Source organism: Sorangium sp. So ce385 (genome assembly GCF_051474135.1).
Classification (GTDB): Bacteria; Myxococcota_A; Polyangia; order Polyangiales; family Polyangiaceae; genus Sorangium; species Sorangium cellulosum_D.
Genome location: NZ_CP150337.1, coordinates 4,034,261 through 4,049,721 on the forward strand (window position 1 = coordinate 4,034,261; position 15,461 = coordinate 4,049,721).

The 15,461-nt window shown below is 72.5% G+C and carries 13 protein-coding genes; 1 reads left to right on the top strand and 12 read right to left on the bottom strand.

The genetic code is table 11. The features are described from left to right. Positions 1-100 precede the first annotated feature (100 nt). From WME83_RS14965 to rpmH, 10 genes are all read right to left on the bottom strand, one after another. Positions 101-235, bottom strand: coding sequence for a hypothetical protein (locus WME83_RS14965; RefSeq protein ID WP_437319964.1), 135 nt, complete (start codon positions 233-235; stop codon positions 101-103). A 154-nt stretch (positions 236-389) separates the two neighbouring features. Then, positions 390-2,774 carry a protein phosphatase 2C domain-containing protein gene (locus WME83_RS14970; protein WP_437319965.1) on the bottom strand — a complete coding sequence of 795 codons (2,385 nt, stop codon included), beginning with the start codon at positions 2,772-2,774 and terminating at the stop codon, positions 390-392. A 42-nt stretch (positions 2,775-2,816) separates the two neighbouring features. Beyond that, positions 2,817-4,967 (bottom strand): FHA domain-containing protein, encoded by a 2,151-nt coding sequence (locus tag WME83_RS14975; protein ID WP_437319966.1) that lies wholly within the window; start codon positions 4,965-4,967, stop codon positions 2,817-2,819. A 228-nt stretch (positions 4,968-5,195) separates the two neighbouring features. Further along, positions 5,196-6,341 (bottom strand): FHA domain-containing protein, encoded by a 1,146-nt coding sequence (locus WME83_RS14980; protein WP_437319967.1) that lies wholly within the window; start codon positions 6,339-6,341, stop codon positions 5,196-5,198. Between the two features lie 273 nt (positions 6,342-6,614). Then, a complete protein-coding gene (gene rplS / locus WME83_RS14985) occupies positions 6,615-6,968 on the bottom strand; it encodes a 50S ribosomal protein L19 (protein ID WP_020734977.1) in 354 nt (117 codons plus the stop codon). Between the two features lie 312 nt (positions 6,969-7,280). After that, positions 7,281-7,844: a protein jag gene (locus WME83_RS14990; protein ID WP_236644599.1), complete on the bottom strand. Its 564-nt coding sequence runs from the start codon at positions 7,842-7,844 to the stop codon at positions 7,281-7,283. Then, positions 7,837-9,618 carry a membrane protein insertase YidC gene (gene yidC / locus WME83_RS14995; RefSeq protein ID WP_437319968.1) on the bottom strand — a complete coding sequence of 594 codons (1,782 nt, stop codon included), beginning with the start codon at positions 9,616-9,618 and terminating at the stop codon, positions 7,837-7,839. The genes WME83_RS14990 and yidC overlap by 8 nt, the downstream gene beginning before the upstream one ends. 155 nt (positions 9,619-9,773) lie before the next feature. After that, a complete protein-coding gene (gene yidD, locus WME83_RS15000; protein ID WP_437319969.1) occupies positions 9,774-10,157 on the bottom strand; it encodes a membrane protein insertion efficiency factor YidD in 384 nt (127 codons plus the stop codon). 64 nt (positions 10,158-10,221) lie between these two features. Further along, complete coding sequence (rnpA, locus tag WME83_RS15005; protein ID WP_437319970.1) at positions 10,222-10,773, bottom strand: ribonuclease P protein component; 552 nt, start codon at positions 10,771-10,773, stop codon at positions 10,222-10,224. A gap of 10 nt (positions 10,774-10,783) precedes the next feature. Next, positions 10,784-10,933, bottom strand: a complete 150-nt coding sequence (gene rpmH / locus WME83_RS15010; protein ID WP_012235155.1) for a 50S ribosomal protein L34 — start codon at positions 10,931-10,933, stop codon at positions 10,784-10,786. Between the two features lie 256 nt (positions 10,934-11,189). On the opposite strand from rpmH, the gene WME83_RS15015 reads away from it, so the two are divergent. Then, on the top strand, positions 11,190-12,941 hold the full coding sequence (locus tag WME83_RS15015) for an OmpA family protein (RefSeq protein WP_437319971.1): 1,752 nt from the start codon (positions 11,190-11,192) through the stop codon (positions 12,939-12,941). Positions 12,942-13,022: 81 nt separating this feature from the next. On the opposite strand, the gene WME83_RS15020 is transcribed toward WME83_RS15015, so the two are convergent. Continuing rightward, a complete protein-coding gene (locus WME83_RS15020; RefSeq protein ID WP_020734982.1) occupies positions 13,023-13,223 on the bottom strand; it encodes a hypothetical protein in 201 nt (66 codons plus the stop codon). Next, on the bottom strand, positions 13,220-15,406 hold the full coding sequence (locus WME83_RS15025; protein WP_437319972.1) for a thioredoxin domain-containing protein: 2,187 nt from the start codon (positions 15,404-15,406) through the stop codon (positions 13,220-13,222). Before WME83_RS15025 ends, WME83_RS15020 begins: the two co-directional genes overlap by 4 nt. Positions 15,407-15,461: the final 55 nt, after the last annotated feature.

Below are 15,461 nucleotides of genomic sequence, written 5' to 3' on the forward strand. Positions count from 1 at the left end.
CGTCGCGCGGTGTGGGGCGTGTGGAGCGGCGGGAGGCCTTCGTCGCTGGGCGAACAGGGCTTCAGCGCGGAGCGTGGTGGCGGCCGGGAGGCTCAGCGCATCAGAGGTCGAGGAGCATGAAGCCGGCGCGGGCTTCCTCGAGGGAGAGCGTTTGGGTCGACGGGGGCTCGTCTTCCACGTCGACGGGCGCGCCCTCCATGTCGTGTCCGACCTCGAGCTCTTGATCTCCAGGCATGGAGGAACCTCCGGAGAGCTAGGCTAATCCGGAATACCGTCCTTCTTCAATTGCATTTGCGTTCTGCGTCCCCATCGCTCCGGCGTTCGTCGGCGCGTCCGTTCACGTTGCGGCGGTCGCGTCGGGGCGCGGCGGCGTCGTCGCGCCGCTCGGCTCAATCCGCGGTGAGCTTCCAGAGCAGGAGGGCGATCAGCGCGAGGACCGCGACCGCGATCGAGGCGATGACGGCGATGTAGACGCCGCGCGGGGCGCGAACGGTGCTCGGGATCCCCGAGGCCGTGGACGAGGGCCCGGAGAAGCTCGGCGCTGGCACGGCGCGCGGCGCGGTTGCGGCGTAGCCAGGCGCGTGCGGCGAACCGGGGGCGAGGTGCGGCGCGGCGGCGGCAGGGGGACCTCCCGGCGCCGCGCCATGGTGCCCTGCGAAGGCCACCGAAGGAGGAGGAGCGTCCGGGTCGATCGGATGAGGCTGCGGGCCGAAGGCGGCGCCCGGGTGGGGCGGAGCGCCCGGGTGCGGCGGGGCGCCGAAGGAGCCTGGGTGGGGCGGCGGGCCGAAGGCGGCGCCCGGAGGGGGCGGGGCGCCCGGGTGAGGCTGCGGGCCGAAGGCGACGCCTGGGTGAGGCGGGGCGCCGAAGGAACCCGGGTGAGGCGGCGGGCCGTGGGCGGCGCCAGGAGGGCCGAAGGCGGCGCCCGGGTGAGGCGGGGCGCCGAAGGAACCCGGGTGAGGCGGCGGGCCGTGGGCGGCGCCAGGAGGGCCGAAGGCGGCGCCCGGGTGAGGGGGGGCGCCGAAGGAACCCGGGTGGGGCGGCGGGCCGAAGGCGGCGCCGGGGTGAGGCTGAGGTGACGCGCCGAAGGAACCCGGGTGAGGTGGCGCGCCGTGGGCCATCGGGGGCGGCGCGGGCGCCGCGGGAGCGCTCAGCGGGAGGGGGGACAGCACGGCGGGCGCGTCCGGTGCGATCGCGTGAGGCACGGGCGCAGGGCTCCCCGGCACCGTCGCAGGCCGCGCCAGGCCGGCATCCATCGCCGTCGGGCTCACCGTCGGCGTGCTGTCGAGGGTCGGGCGCAGCGCCTGCGCGCTGCTCGCGGCCGCTGGCGCCACGGCGGGGACGTTGTCCGTGGCCGTCGGGCTCACCGCCGGAGCGCCGGTGGTGATCGTTTGCGCCACGGCAGGGACGTTGTCGGCGGCCGTCGGACGCACCGCCGGGGCCCCGGTGGTGAGCGTCGGCGCCACGGCGGGCGCGCTGCTCGCGGCTGCTGGCGCCGTGGCAGCGGCGTTGTCGGCCACCGTCGAGACCAGCGCAGGGACGTTGTCGGTGGCCGTGGGGGCCAGCGCGTGCACGTCGTCGGTCGCCGTCGGGACCAGGGCAGGAGCGACGTTGTCGGTGGCGGTGGGGGCCAAGGCCGGCCCGTCACCGGTGGTCCTCGGCGCCGGTGCGGGCCTGTCGCCGGTGGTCCTCGGCGCCGGTGCGGGCGCACCGGTGCTGCCCGTCGGGACCACGGTCGTCGCGTTGCTGGGCGACACAGCGCCTCCGGCAGGCGCGCTCCCGGCGGCCGAGGCGCCCGCGGCCGCGGCGACCGCCGCCGCAGCGCCGTGCCCGTGGGCGAGCGGCGCATCCGCGGCGCCCTTCTCGGCGCTCGCGGCCCCGCCGGGCCGGGTCATCGCGACGGTCTCCTGCGGGCCCGACGCGCGCGTGAGATCGACGCCGTCGCCGGCGCCGTCTGCCCCCGGCGGCCCGTGCGCGATCGTCAGCGAGCGGCTGCCCGTCTCGAGCACACGGACCATCTGGACGGTGATGTTGTCGTGACCGCCGCGATGGTTCGCGAGCTGCACGAGCATCTTGCAGGCGTGATCGACCGAGCCCGACGCGAGCGCCTGCCGCGTGCACCCGAGGATGTCCGCGCCGAGCACGAGATCGGTGAGGCCGTCGCTCGCCTGGATCAGCACGTCCCCCGGGTACAGCTCCATCGGCTCGGGTCGAACCTCGACCTCCACCTCCGGCTTCATCCCGAGGGCGCGCGTGATCTTGTTCGCGTCGGGGTGGCCGATCGCCTGGGCCTCCGTGATCATGCCCGCGTCGACCATCCCCTGCACCATCGAGTGGTCGCGCGTGAGGGGGTAGATCTGCTGGCTCCGGATCACGTACGCGCGGCTGTCGCCGACGTGCGCGATGTCGACGCCGCTGTCGTGGAGGACCATCGCGACGACGGTCGAGCCCGGGCGGACGCGGTTTTCCGCCGGTCCGCCCAGCTGATAGACGCGGCGCCCCGCCTCCTCGATCGCGGCCTTGAGCGCAGCCCTCGGATCCACCGCGGCCGGCGTCTGCTCGATCACCTCGAAGATGGTCTTGATGGCGGTGCGGCTCGCCTCGCTGCCCCCGTAGTGCCCGCCCATGCCGTCGCACAGGACGCAGAGGTAACCGAACTTGGTCTCGGCGTAGCCGCATGCGTCCTCGTTGACCTGCTTGTTCGGATCCCGGCCCGCATCGCTGGCCTGGGCGAACTCGATCTTGAGGTACGGGGAGGACTCGGTCGGGGGCATCATGGGGGGGCGTCGCTTGGGGCGTGAGGCCGGGCCCCGGACACGCTACTCCAAACGGACGCTGAACTCGACCGGGCCGAACCGCAACGACGCGCCGGGGGGCACGGGCGTCCACACGCCCGCGGCGACGCGCTGGCCGTTCACGTAGGTCCCGTTGTTGGAGCCCTCGTCCCGCACGAACAGCTGACCGGCCTCGAGCTTCACGCTCGCGTGGGTGCCGGACACGCGCGGCTCCGACAGCGCGATCATGCACGAGGCGCCGTCGCGCCCCGCGCGCACCTCGACGCCGGGGTGCACGGTGAAGATGCCCGCCGGCCCCGAGAGCGTCGCGCGGCTGGCGCCGCCCGGCGGAGGCGCCATCATCGGACCGCCGCCGTAGCCGCCGAAGTCGCCCGGCGGGGGCGGCGCGGGCGCGTACGGCGGAGGCGACCCGCCGCCCGCCACGATGGGCCTCGGGGGCGCCGCCGCAGCGGCCCCGCCGCGCCGGCGCCCGCCGCCGCCGCCGCGGAAGATCGAGACGAGCAGCAGCACGATGACGACGCCGCCGAAGGTCACGCCCGCGATCAAGAGGTACGGCAGCGGCGCCTCCTTCGCCTTCAGCGTGAGGATCTTGTCGGCCGTGACCGCGCTCGTCCGCCGCGCGTGGTTGTCGTAGACGATGAGGCGCGCCGTCATCTGGTCCCCCTTGCCGACGAGGAACTTGTCGGTGTCCGGGAGCTCGAACTCCACGACGCTGTCGCCGGCCGAGATCGCCTTGCCGCGCATCCCGCCGTCGATCAGCGTCCGCTGGGCCTTCTTCGCGTCGTCGATGCTCCCGCCCTGCAGCGACTGCGGCGCGGCCTGGTTCTTCGGGATCATGTAGAGCTCGGCCCGCTGCGCGCTGCCGCCCCAGCAGAAGTTGCCGAAGATCTTGACCGTGCCGCCGGGGTGGAGCGGCGCCTTCTTCGCCGCGCGATCGGTCGCGTCACGGTCGATGTCGAGCGGCCACGCGGTGGGATCGATGCCGACGGGGACGTTCTGGAACGTGGCGTCGCCCGCGATCGGCGGATCCGTGTTGATGAAGGCGAGCTTGAACGTCTGCGTGATGCTCGGCGCGACGCACGAGACCCGCCACTTCACGATGTGCATCTTGTTGAAGCGGGTGCGGATCGCGTTGACGATGTTGGCCGCGCGCCGCTGCTGGCCGTCGCGCACCACGCTGAAGAAGCCGCCGATCTCGGTGTTCGCCATCCCCTCCATGAACTCGCGGGCGTTCGCCGAGAACTCCTCGACGAGCCGGCTCGGGAACCAGATCGAGATGACGGGCACCGGCGTCTTCGGCAGGACGTCGTTGTTCTCGGGGAACCGCCCCTTCGTGAGGTAGTCCCGGAGCAGGTTCGACGCCGCCGCGGTCGAGCTCGGGTCGGCGCCGGCCGAGCCGTTCGAGAGGACGACCATCGCCTGGTGCATCGGCACCGCGACCCCCTGGCCGGCGTTGCCGAGCTCCTTGAACGCGTCGGTCGCGGCGTTCTTGATGATCGTGAAGAGCGGCCGCGTGCGGCCCTGCGTCGGGTAGGTGCGCGTGACGCCGGCGATGGCCTGCGCCGCCGCCTGCTTGTTGCCGACCCACTTCGAGTCCTCGACGACGCCGCGATCGTTGAAGAAGATCACGTCGACGATGTCGTTCGGCTGCATCGCGTTGACGAACGCGCTCGCGACCGCCTTCGCCTCGTCGAAGCGGGTGCCCATGCTCGACGCGGCGTCGATCAGGATGAGCCACGCCGTCCCGACGCCCGGCTGCCCGGCGCTGTCTCCCCACCGCGCCTTCGACTCGAACTTCGCCGGCAGGTCCGTGCCGTCGACCGTGACGGAGAAGATCGCGTTCTTGTCCGGGAAGTCGAACGACGAGTAGAGCGCCGACGGCTGCTCGATCGCGTCGGCGACGCAGTCGAGGTTCGCGTCGCCCGTGAGCGCGGCGCAGTTGCGGGTGATGTCGCTGAGGCGCTTGTTCTGCACGACCTCGAGCACGGTCGTGAGCACGGGCGAGCCGTCCACGGTGCTCGCGCGCGGGTCGATGCGGAGCAGGTGCGCCTCGGGCGCGGCCTCGGCGCGGGGCTGTCCGCCGAGGAGCGCGAGGACGGCTGCGGCGAGCGCGAGCAGAGGAGCGCAGCGGCGGGCCTTGCCCCGGCGCCGTTCGCGGCGGGCGGAGGCGCTCATGGAGTGGATCGGGCGAGTCGCGTCATGAGAGGGAGTCATGCGTGGGGATCTCCAGCGAGCGCGAGGGAGCAGAGGAGCGCTCCCCGCGCGAGCGGGGCGGCCGTCGCGCGCTGGCGGCGGCTATCCGGTTGGTTTTCACGCAGCCTGGCCGGGGCGCCAGGTGCCGGTCGAACGTCGCGGGGGAAGGGGGCCAGGCTCGGCAACGCCTCTCCTCGTGCGATGGGCCCGTCAGGCCCGCGCGGCCACGCTGAACAGGATGACGCTGAACCCGCCGAAGCGGACTTTGTCGCCATCGCGCAGCTCGCGCCGGCCCTGGAAGCCGATCGCCTCCTCGTTGTGGAACGTCCCATTGGTGGAGCCGAGGTCGGCGAGGACGATCCGGCCGCCGTCGACCTCGATCGTCGCGTGGTGGGTCGAGGTCGTGCCGTGGGCGATCTCGATGTCGACCCTCTGCCCGGTCTCGGCGCGGCCGATCGAGTTCTTGCCTTGCCAGAGCGGCCAGAACCTGCCGAGCGGGTCGTCCTGGAAGCTCACGAGGAAGCCCGCGAGCGTGCGCCGCTCCTGGCCCCTCGGCGGCGCCGGCGTCGGCGGGCGCACGGCCGGCGGGGCGGACATGTACGGAGGCGGCGGCGCCGGCAGCGGCATGTTCTGCTGGGCCGGCGGAGGCTCGCCGTAACCGCCGCCCTGCTGCATCGGCGGCGGCGCGGACGGCCCCGGCTGGTTGGGCGCGTACGCCGTCTGGTTGAAGGCGTCGCCGCTCATCTGGATCCCGTCGAGGGCGATCGGGTGGCCGCCCTCCATGCAGAACGAGCCGCCTGCCGGGATCGCGTGCCCCTGCACGCAGCGCGCGCCCTGCGGCTGCGGCGGAGGACCGAAGCCGGGCCGCGGGCCCGGCGGGACGGGATAGCCGCCCTGCGGCTGCTCCGGGAAGCTCGGGGCCGGGCCGAAGCCGCCGCTGCCGCCCGGGGCACCGAAGATCGGCGGCTCCGGCGGGAACGGCGGCGGCTTCAGCGGCAGCGGAGGCGGCGGCTGGGGAGCGCCGTAGCCGCCGGGCGGCGACCCGAAGGGCGGCGGGGGACCGAAGCCCGACGCGCCGCCCTCGGGCGGCGGCGGGAAGCCGGGCGGCGAGCCCGGCGGTGCCCCGAAGGGCGCCGGCGGCGGTGGACCAAAGCCGCCGCTCGGCGAGCCGAAGTTGGGAGGAGGCTCAGGGGGCGAGCCGAAGCCCGGGGCAGGAAACGGCGGAGGAGGAGGCGGCGGCGGCGGGGGAGGCGGCGCCCCGAACGCTCCGGGCCCGGACGGGGCGAGCGGCGAGGCGCACACGGCGCAGAATTTATCGGCGGGGGTCGCGGGCGCACCGCAACGCGGACAGAGCATGGTGATCCTTCTCGGGTTTCGCGGCGCCGCGGCGCCGCGGCCGCGAGCATACCGTGGGCGCTCGGCCGAGGATCAAGAAGAAGTATGCGGGAATCCTTGCCGGAGACCGGCAATGCGGCTCGCGCGCGCCTGCTCGCATCGCCGTTCGGCGCGCGCCGTCTGCGGCGCTGCGCCATGAACGCCAGCGCGCTCCAGGCCAGGGGCGGGCTGCCCCCCTGGCCTTCTGCTCTGCGGGAACGTGCGCTGTGCGGCCGGGACGCCGGCCGGCGCGGATCAATCCTTCGCGTCGCGGACGCGGGCGGCCTTGCCGGCGAGGTTGCGCAGATAGAAGAGCCGCGAGCGGCGGACCACGCCGCGCGAGACGATCTCGACCTTGTCGATGCGGGGGCTGTGGAGGAGGAAGATGCGCTCGACACCGACCGTGAAGCTCACCTTGCGCACGGTGAAGGTGCTCCGGACCCCGGCGCGGTGGCGCTTCAGCACCACGCCCTGGAACACCTGGATGCGCTCCTTCTCGCCCTCGACGATCCGGTAGTGGACGCGCACCGTATCGCCGACGCGGAAATCCGGGATCCCCTCGCGGAACAGGGGAGCTTCGATCTTCGCGAGGATGTTCGAGGTCTGCATGGTCGGTCAATCCTTCAAGGGGTCGGGGATCCGTCTTCGCGGTCCCGTGCTCAAGGGGGCAGGGCCGCCGCAGTTCGTGGACTGCGTCCGGCGGAGCGGGGGCCGCGTGCGGCCCGGTGCTTCACGCCGTGACACAGATGCTTGCCCGGTTGCGGTTCCGGGAGCATGGGGCGCGAGCGCGGCCCGCGCGCCTCCCCGGGGGGTACCGGAGAGGTGCGGCATTATGCATGCGGGCGATCCTGTGTCAACGCCGGTCGCGGCGCGCGTGCGCGCTCTCGCGAGCGCTCGGTCTCTGTGTGGCTCAGCGGTGGCTCAGCGGCGGACGGGGATGATCTGGACGCGGCGGGCCTCTCCCTCGCCGTCGCTCTTCGTGACGACGCCGGGGAACTTCGCCAGGGCCAGGTGGACGACGCGGCGGTCCTGCGGGTTCATCGGCTCGAAGGTGATGATCTTGCCCTCCTCGACCGCCTGCTTGCCCAGCCGGCGGGCCATGGAGGAGAGCGTGTCCTCGCGGCGCTGCCGGTAGCCCTCGGCGTCGATGATCACGTGGCGCCGCTTCTTGCCCGGCCGGTTGATCACGCGGTTGGCGAGGAACTGCAGCGCCGCGAGCGTCTGCCCCTTCTTGCCGATCACGCGACCGGCGTCCTTCCCCTCGATCTCGAGGCGGATCTCCTCGGGCGGATCCTCCTCCTCGTTCTCGAGGAGATCGACGGTGCAGTCCATGCCCATCGCCGCGAGCACATCGATGACGAAGTCGAGCGCGATGTCGGCGCGACCGTCCTCCTCGAACTCGGCCGCGTCTCCAGCGCCCTGCGCCTCTGCGTCGACATCGACGTCCGCCGCGTCGATTCCCCTTTCGGCAGCTTCACTATCCACGGACACGTGCTTTTCCCTTTCCGAGAGCAGGCGCCGACTTGTCGTCGCCCTGAGTCTTCTTCATCGCGGATTGGGGCTCCGCGTTCGCGATCTCTCGCACCTCGATGCCGCCGGCCCGTTCGTTCTTCGCCTTCAGGTACCGCTCGACGAGCACCTGCTGGCCGATGCCGAGCCAGGTGTTGGTCAACATGTAAACGCCGAGGCCGGCCGGGAGGAAGAGCATCATCGCGGTGAAGATGCCGGGCATGAGGTACAGCATCATCTTCTGCTGCGCAGGGTCGCCCTGCGGGGGCATGAGCTTCTGCTGGATGAAGCTCGAGGCGCCCAGGACGATGGGGATGATGAAGTACTTCCCCGGGGCCGACAGGTCCGGGATCACGGGGCCGAACGGCGTGTGGTAGAGCTCCACCGCGGTCTGGAGCGCGGTGTAGAGGGCGAACCACACCGGCATCTGGAGCAGCATCGGGAAGCAGCCGATGACGGGGTTGGCGACCTTGTTCTTGCGCCAGAGCTCCTGCATCGCGAGGCCGCGCTGGGTGGCGTCGTCCTTGTACCTCGCGTTGATCTCATCCATCTCCGGCTTGAGCTTGCGCATCGCCGCGGCGCTCTTGATCTGCTGGATGCTCAGCGGGAAGAGCAGGAGCCGGACGGTGATGGTGAGCAGGACGATCGCCCAGCCCCAGCTGCCCACGGCGCGGTAGAGGACGTAGAGGTACGAGACGAGGATCTTCGCGATCGGCGAGAACCAGCCGAGGTTGATGACCTCGCTCGTCCCGTGGCCGACGGCGCCGAGCAGGTCGCGCTCCTTCGGGCCGGTGAAGGAGAGGGCCTTGTAGGTGACCGCGCCGCCGGGCGCGAGCTCGTGCTCGGGGAAGGCGAGCCGCGCGCGGTAGACGTGCCCGTGGCTCGGGTCCTTGGCCTTCTGTTGGAACTTCGACGTGTCCCAGATCTCCTCGATCTGGGTCTCGGCCACCGGCTTCCCGGGCCCCTCGAGCGGGATCGCGATCTTGCTGAAGTAGCTGCTCGAGACCGCGACGAAGCGCCCGTTGCCCGGCGTGCGGCGCCAGCGCTCGGCCGTGAACTCCTTGTCCTTGAAGTCGCCGGGCTCGAAGGCGTCGGGGTGCTGGCGCTCGGTCGTCTGGTCGGTCGCGGCGACCGTCTCGGTGATCCACTCGGAGATCAGGCCGAGGTGGCCCTCGGTCTCCTTCTGGGTTCGCCACGCGGTCTGCTCGACGGCGAACCGGTGCTTGCGCGGCTCCTGGGCGAGGTTCTCGACCGTCACCTGCAGCGACAGCTCGTACGGGCGTCCGGTGGCGGCGACGACCTTGGTGAGCCTCGTCGCGTCGTCGCTGTAGGTGAACGTGCAGCTCTTGCCGTCCTGCGCCGCGAGCTTCCAGTCGAGGTCGTCGAACGGCACCTGCTGCGCGTTGCCGCCCGGCAGGCGCAGGTCCGTCCGGAGGGGCATCCGCGACTCGAGCGAGGTCGTGACCAGGTCCATCGGCCTGCGTTCGCCGTTCCCCGTCGTGTACTTCGGGTCGGTCATCCAGAGGTGCCGGACCGACCCGCCCCGCGTGGAGAGCTCGGCCTTGAACCGATCTCCGTCGATGACGCACGCCTCCGCGGGGGCGCGCTCCGCGGGGGCCGTGCTGTCGTTGACGTCGAGCGGCTGGAGCTGTTCCGCGCTCTCACCGAAGAGGAGCGGCTTGCCGAACTGGATGAACAGGATGATGGCGAGGCCGAGGAACAGCCATTTGGCGATATTGCTGCGTTCCATGAAGTCCTTCGTCGATCCCAGGATCTCGAGCCGCGCCCTTCGCTGCTGGCGTCTCGTGACGCCTCACGAGGCTGCCCAGGGTCGCTCCGGACGGGCTTCGCCCCGCGGGGTGTCGGGCGCCGTGCCGCCGGGGCCGTGTCGATGGTCGAGCGGGATTAGTCCATGAGAGTGACCCGGCCGCTGGAGCCCGCTCGCCGAGGGGGCGAGGCGTGCGAGGCGAGCTCCGTGCCAGTAGACGAACAGCGTGCCGTATCCCGCGGGTCAGCGTCCCGTGGCGTCGGCGCCCGAGCCGCCGCGCCAGGGCGAAGACGAGGTGGTGGCGGAGGGTCGAACCCGCCCGGATGAAACGGGTGACACCTACACAGTCGCTTGAGCGAAAGCAAGCTCCCCCGAAGCGCTCCGTGACCCACGATGCAGGCGGCGGCGTAGCGCGAGCACGAGGGCTCGAACCGGCAGACCGGACCCATCAACGCCACGATGACCTTGGAGAGCGTCATCTGGTAGGCGCGGATCAGCGCGAGGAGGAGCTTCGCCAGCATGCGGTGACCCGTGGATGAGCGGGGAGCTTGGGGCCCGGCGCACCACGGCGCAAGGTAAGCTACGTCATCGGCCCGGCGGATCCTCTGCGCCGCGCTCGTCCGCGGCCGGGGGCGCGCCTCGCGCAGCGGCGGGAGGCGCGCCGCGCCCGGCGGCGGGAGGCCCGCCGGCGAGCGCCTCCCGCGCCCGGCGCCGGAGCACCGGGACCACGCTGCGCAGCTCCGCGAGCACGTCGTCGAGGCCGAGCGCGCCGGCGCCGGTGCGCAGGATCACCACGATGTCGACGCGCTCCGGGAACAGCTCCGGGAATCTCCGGAACGCCTCCCTGAGCAGGCGCTTCGCTCGGTTGCGGACCACGGCGCCGCCGACCTTGCGCGAGGCGACGAGGCCCAGCCGAGGCGCCCCCGGTACGGGCTCGGGGGCGAGCGGCGCGCGGCCGGATCCCGCGCCGCGCGCGGCCGCGTCGTTCGGGGCCGCGACGAGGATCAGCAGGTGCCGGGTGGTGACGCGCTGACCGCCGTTCTGGATGCGGACGAAATCGGCCCGCTTGCGGATGCGGCGCCCGCGCGGGAACGACGAGGAGGAGGACGCCGACGAGCGCGGGCGCGCTGGCGCCATCACGCTCGTGTTACTTCTTGTAGATGGTGGGCGCGAGCCGGGCGCGGCCCTTGCGGCGGCGGTTGTTGATGACCTTGCGACCGCCGGCGGTCGCCATACGCGCACGGAAGCCGTGGGTCCGGGCGCGGCGAGTATTGTGGGGCTGGTAAGTGCGCTTCATGGCTGGTCGTCCCTTGGCGTTCTGGACCGCGAACGGCGGCAACCTGGCCGCACGTCAAGCGGGCGCGCAAGAAAGCACGGCGTTCGGCCCAGGTCAACACCAGACGACGCGGCGTTGCCTCGGTTCGCCGTTCTCTCTCACCTTTCTAGGTACCTGGGTTAGCGTGTAGCCTCCGATCGACCGCGACGGCCGTTCTCAAGGGGTCACAGGAGGGAATTTGACGCGCACCGGTGGACATGTGGGGGAGAAGCAGCACGTGACTGCGCGGGGCGTCAGGCGACGCGCGCTGGGCGTCGCTGCGGCGGGAGCCCTGTTCCTGAGCGCGCTCCCTGCGAGCGCGCAGACCAGGACGTTCTACCTGGACCGGCTCTACATGGCCGGCGCTCCCGAGGATTCGATCGCGCTCTGGCGGCCGCAGGTGGCGCCGGACACGCGCTTCTTCGGTCAGTTTGGGCTCGGCTTCGGCCTCAATCCCTTCCGGGTCGAGAACATGCTGGACGACGAGCGCGCCGCGGAGCGGTTCAGCAGGGACTACGGCGCGCCGGTGTCCTCGCAGCTCATCGGGTACCTCAACGGGGGCGTCGAGTTCCTCGATCGCTTCAGCGTCCAGGTGGGGCTGCCGTTCATCGCCTTCCAGACGAGCAACCAGACGAACGACTCGACCACCGCCGGCGCGCAGGACGCGGCGAGCCCGTCGAGCGCCGCGATCATGGACCTGCGGCTCGACGCGCGGGCGATCCTCTACCGATCCGACGATCGCTTCTTCAAGCTCGGCGTCAACGCGGCGGCGTGGGTGCCGACGGGCCACCGGTTCTCGTTCGCCGGCGACAAGAGCACGAGCGCGCTGATCGGGCTCTCGGGCGAGATCGACCTCAAGAGCATGTTCTTCGTGCTGAACACCGGGGTGCACTTCCGGCCGTACGCCTCGCTCAACGACTTCGACGTGTCGCACGAGTGGCGGTGGGGCGTCGGCGGCTTCGTCCCGCTGCGGAACGGGACCTTGCGGCTGGGCGCGCAGATCTTCGGATCGACCGGGCTCGGCCGGGGCACGACGTTCGACGGGGACAACACCCCGCTCGAGTGGATGGCCGAGGGGCGGCTCGCCCTCGACCAGCGGAAGAAGGCGTGGCTCGGGGTCGGCGGCGGAACGCGGCTCACCGGCGGCTACGCGCCGGATTTCCGGGTGACCGGGGTCATCGGCTACGCGTTCGGCATCTCGGACGTCGAGCCCATGTCGCCCGGCAAGCGCTTCCAGGCGCCCCCGCCGCGCGCCGCGGACACGGACAAGGACGGCTACCCGGACGACATCGACCTCTGCCCGACCGATCCCGAGGACAACAAGCCGCCGAACCCCAGCGACGGCTGCCCGGCGCTGCCCGATCGCGACGGCGACGGCATCCCCGACGTCAGCGACAAGTGCCCGGACGAGGCCGAGGACTTCGACAAGATCAACGACGCCGACGGCTGCCCGGAGGACGACGCCGACGAGGACAAGATCGCGGACGCGAAGGACGCCTGCCCCAAGGAGCCGGGCGAGCCGAGCCCGGAGCCGGCGAAGAACGGCTGCCCGCAGTTCATCCGCCGCATCACGGGCTCGAGCGAGATCCAGATCCTGAAACAGGTGCAGTTCGCGACCGGCAGCGCGCGGATCCTGCAGAACAGCTACGGCATCCTCGACGAGGTCGTCCGGCTGCTCAAGGTGAACCCCGAGATCACGCTCGTCGCGATCGAGGGCCACACGGACAACCGCGGGTCCGATCAGCTCAACGAGCGACTCTCGAACGACCGCGCGCACTCGGTGAGGACCTACCTGATCGAGCGCGGCGGCATCGACCCGGCGCGCCTCACGGCGGCGGGCTTCGGGCCGCGGCGGCCGATCGAGACCAACGACACCGAGGCCGGGCGCCAGAAGAACCGGCGCGTCGAGTTCCACATCCGGGAGAGCAACACCGGCGGCAACAAGGCTTCCGGCGGCGGCAACAGTGGCGGCAGCACGGTCACGCCCTAGATCCGAGATCCGGGCCGCGCGCGCGGGCGTTCTGCTGTGTGCAGTCCTCGCGCCCGCGTGCGGCCCGGAGCAGGGCGCGCCCTATCGCTGCAGCTGCACCTTCGTCACCGACTTCGACGCCGACGCGAAGCTGGACGTGGAGGTCTGCTCGAAGGCCGAGGCCCGCGCCGAGGGCGTCGGGCGCGGCTGCGCGCAGACCCACGCGCCCGGCCCGGTGTCCGGATGCTCCTGCTCGAGCGTCCCGGCGCGCGGGCCGTGCGAGCTCAGCGCGTGCCGCGTCACCCCAGCAGCGCCTTGAGCTCGGCCGGGGTCGTCACCGGCGCCGAGCACGTCCGCCCGCGGCAGACGTGGGCGACCACCGAGCCCGAGGGCGCCGGCTTGCCCTCGGCGACGACCCGCGCCGCCGCGGCGGTCTCCGGGCGCGCCGGATCCACGAGCACGATCGCCCGGTTCGGCAGGTAAGCCTTGAACGCCTCGCGCGCGAGCTCGCCCGCCGCGGGAGAGCTCGCCTCGCCGACCACGACGACCGTCACGCTGCCGCGCGCGAGGCGGTCGAGCACGCACACGGTCTGGCCGAGCCCGAAGGGGTTCTCGATGGCGGCCGGGGCGAGCGCCTCGAGCTGCCGCTCTGCCGGCGGGAGGTAGCGCTCGTCGGCGATCTCGGCGAGGCGCAGGCAGAGGAGCGCCGCCATCGACGTGGCCGACGGCGCGGCCTGGTCGTAGATGTCCTGCGTGCGCGCGATGAGCGCGTCGCCGTCGTCCGGCGTGAAGAAGAACCCGCGCGCGGCGTCGTCCCAGTGGTGCGCGATCATCGCGTCGGCGATCGCGCGCGCGACGCCGACGTAGCGCGGGTCGGAGGTGGCCTCGTAGAGATCGAGGGCCGCGTTCCCGAGGTACGCCTGGTCGTCGAGGAAGCCCGGCCGCACGTCGGCCGCGCCGTCGCCGCCCGCCGCCTTCGCGCCCGCGGGCGCGCCGTCCTTGAGATAGCGGCCGACGCGGCCGCCGCGCACGAGCTTCTGCTCGAGCGCCGCGAACGCGCGCGCCGCAGCCTCGACCCAGGCGGGCTCATCCAGGGCGCGGCCCGCGTCGGCGAGCGCCCCGATCAGCAGCCCGTTCCAGCTCGCGAGCACCTTGTCGTCGCGCGCCGGCCGGGGCCTCGCCTCGCGCGCGGCGAGCATCTTGTCCCTGGCGCGCGCGAGCGCCTCGCGGCACCGGTCGAGGTGCGCCGCCGAGCCGCCTCCGTGGCCCGCGTCGAGGATCGCCGCGGCCTGCTCCAGCGTGCGGTGCTGCGAGAGCACCGTCGCGCCGGTGTCCTCGAAGTTGCCCTCCTCGGTGACGCCGAAGACCAAGCGGGCCACGTCGTACGCGAGCGGATCGTCGCCGACGGCTGCGCGCAGCTGGTCGAGCGTCCACACGAAGAACTTGCCCTCGCTCCCCTCGGAGTCGGCGTCCTGCGACGCGTAGAACCCGCCCTCCGGGTCGCGCATCTCGGCGAACAGGTAGCCCACGATCTCGCGCGCCGTCTCCGCGTAGATCGGCTTCTCGAACGCGCGGAAGCCGTCGGCGTACAGGCGCAGGAGGAGCGCGTTGTCGTAGAGCATCTTCTCGAAATGGGGCACGAGCCAGCGCTCGTCCGTCGAGTAGCGGTGGAAGCCGCCGCGCAGGTGGTCCCAGATGCCGCCGTCGCGCATCCGGTCCAGCGCGAGCTCGACGCTCTCCGCCGCGACGCGATCGCCCTCCAGCACGCCGCGGCGGAGCAGCACGTCGAGCGACATCGTGTTCGGGAACTTCGGCCGCGTGCCGATGCCGCCGTGGCGGTTGTCGAAGCGCGCGAGCAGCTGCCGCGACGCGCGCCGGAGCAGGTCGGACGAGGCGAGCTCCACGGCGCTCGCCGCGCCCGCGGCGCTCGCCGCGCCCGCGGCGCTCGCCGGCTCCGCGGCGCTCGCCGGCGCGCGCTGCACGCGCTCGATCGCCTGGGTGATCTCCTTCGCCTGGAGCTCGACGTCGTCGCGCCGGTTCCTGTAGGCGTCGGCGACCGCGTCGAGGACCTTCGGGAAGCCGGGCATGCCGTGCTTGTCCCTCGGCGGGAAGTACGTGCCCGCGAAGAAGGGCCGCTGGTCGGGGGTGAGGAACACGGTCAGCGGCCAGCCGCCGCTCCGGCCCATGAGCTGCACGACGAGCTGGTAGATGTGATCGAGGTCGGGCCGCTCTTCCCGGTCGACCTTGATGTTCACGAAGAGCTCGTTCATGCGCCGGGCGATCGCCGCGTCCTCGAACGACTCGCGCTCCATCACGTGGCACCAGTGACAGGCGGCGTAGCCGATGGACAGGAGGATCGGCTTGTCCTCGCGCCGCGCGAGCTCGAGCGCCTCGGCGCCCCACGGGTACCACGCGACCGGGTTGTGCGCGTGCTGCAGGAGGTACGGCGAGGACTCGCTCGCGAGCCGGTTCGTGGGGGATGCCATGAGGCCCACCTAGCGCCGGGCGAGGGGGGCCGCCAGCCGGGCGGCGGGCGGCGGC

Excerpts from the sequence above, each read along its gene's own strand:
- WME83_RS14975 (WP_437319966.1), bottom strand. The coding sequence starts at position 4,967 with ATGAGCGCCTCCGCCCGCCGCGAACGGCGCCGGGGCAAGGCCCGCCGC.
- WME83_RS15025 (WP_437319972.1), bottom strand. The coding sequence starts at position 15,406 with ATGGCATCCCCCACGAACCGGCTCGCGAGCGAGTCCTCGCCGTACCTC.
- rpmH (WP_012235155.1), bottom strand. The coding sequence starts at position 10,933 with ATGAAGCGCACTTACCAGCCCCACAATACTCGCCGCGCCCGGACCCAC.
- rnpA (WP_437319970.1), bottom strand. The coding sequence starts at position 10,773 with ATGGCGCCAGCGCGCCCGCGCTCGTCGGCGTCCTCCTCCTCGTCGTTC.
- yidD (WP_437319969.1), bottom strand. The coding sequence starts at position 10,157 with ATGCTGGCGAAGCTCCTCCTCGCGCTGATCCGCGCCTACCAGATGACG.
- yidC (WP_437319968.1), bottom strand. The coding sequence starts at position 9,618 with ATGGAACGCAGCAATATCGCCAAATGGCTGTTCCTCGGCCTCGCCATC.
- rplS (WP_020734977.1), bottom strand. The coding sequence starts at position 6,968 with ATGCAGACCTCGAACATCCTCGCGAAGATCGAAGCTCCCCTGTTCCGC.
- WME83_RS14965 (WP_437319964.1), bottom strand. The coding sequence starts at position 235 with ATGCCTGGAGATCAAGAGCTCGAGGTCGGACACGACATGGAGGGCGCG.
- WME83_RS14980 (WP_437319967.1), bottom strand. The coding sequence starts at position 6,341 with ATGCTCTGTCCGCGTTGCGGTGCGCCCGCGACCCCCGCCGATAAATTC.
- WME83_RS14970 (WP_437319965.1), bottom strand. The coding sequence starts at position 2,774 with ATGATGCCCCCGACCGAGTCCTCCCCGTACCTCAAGATCGAGTTCGCC.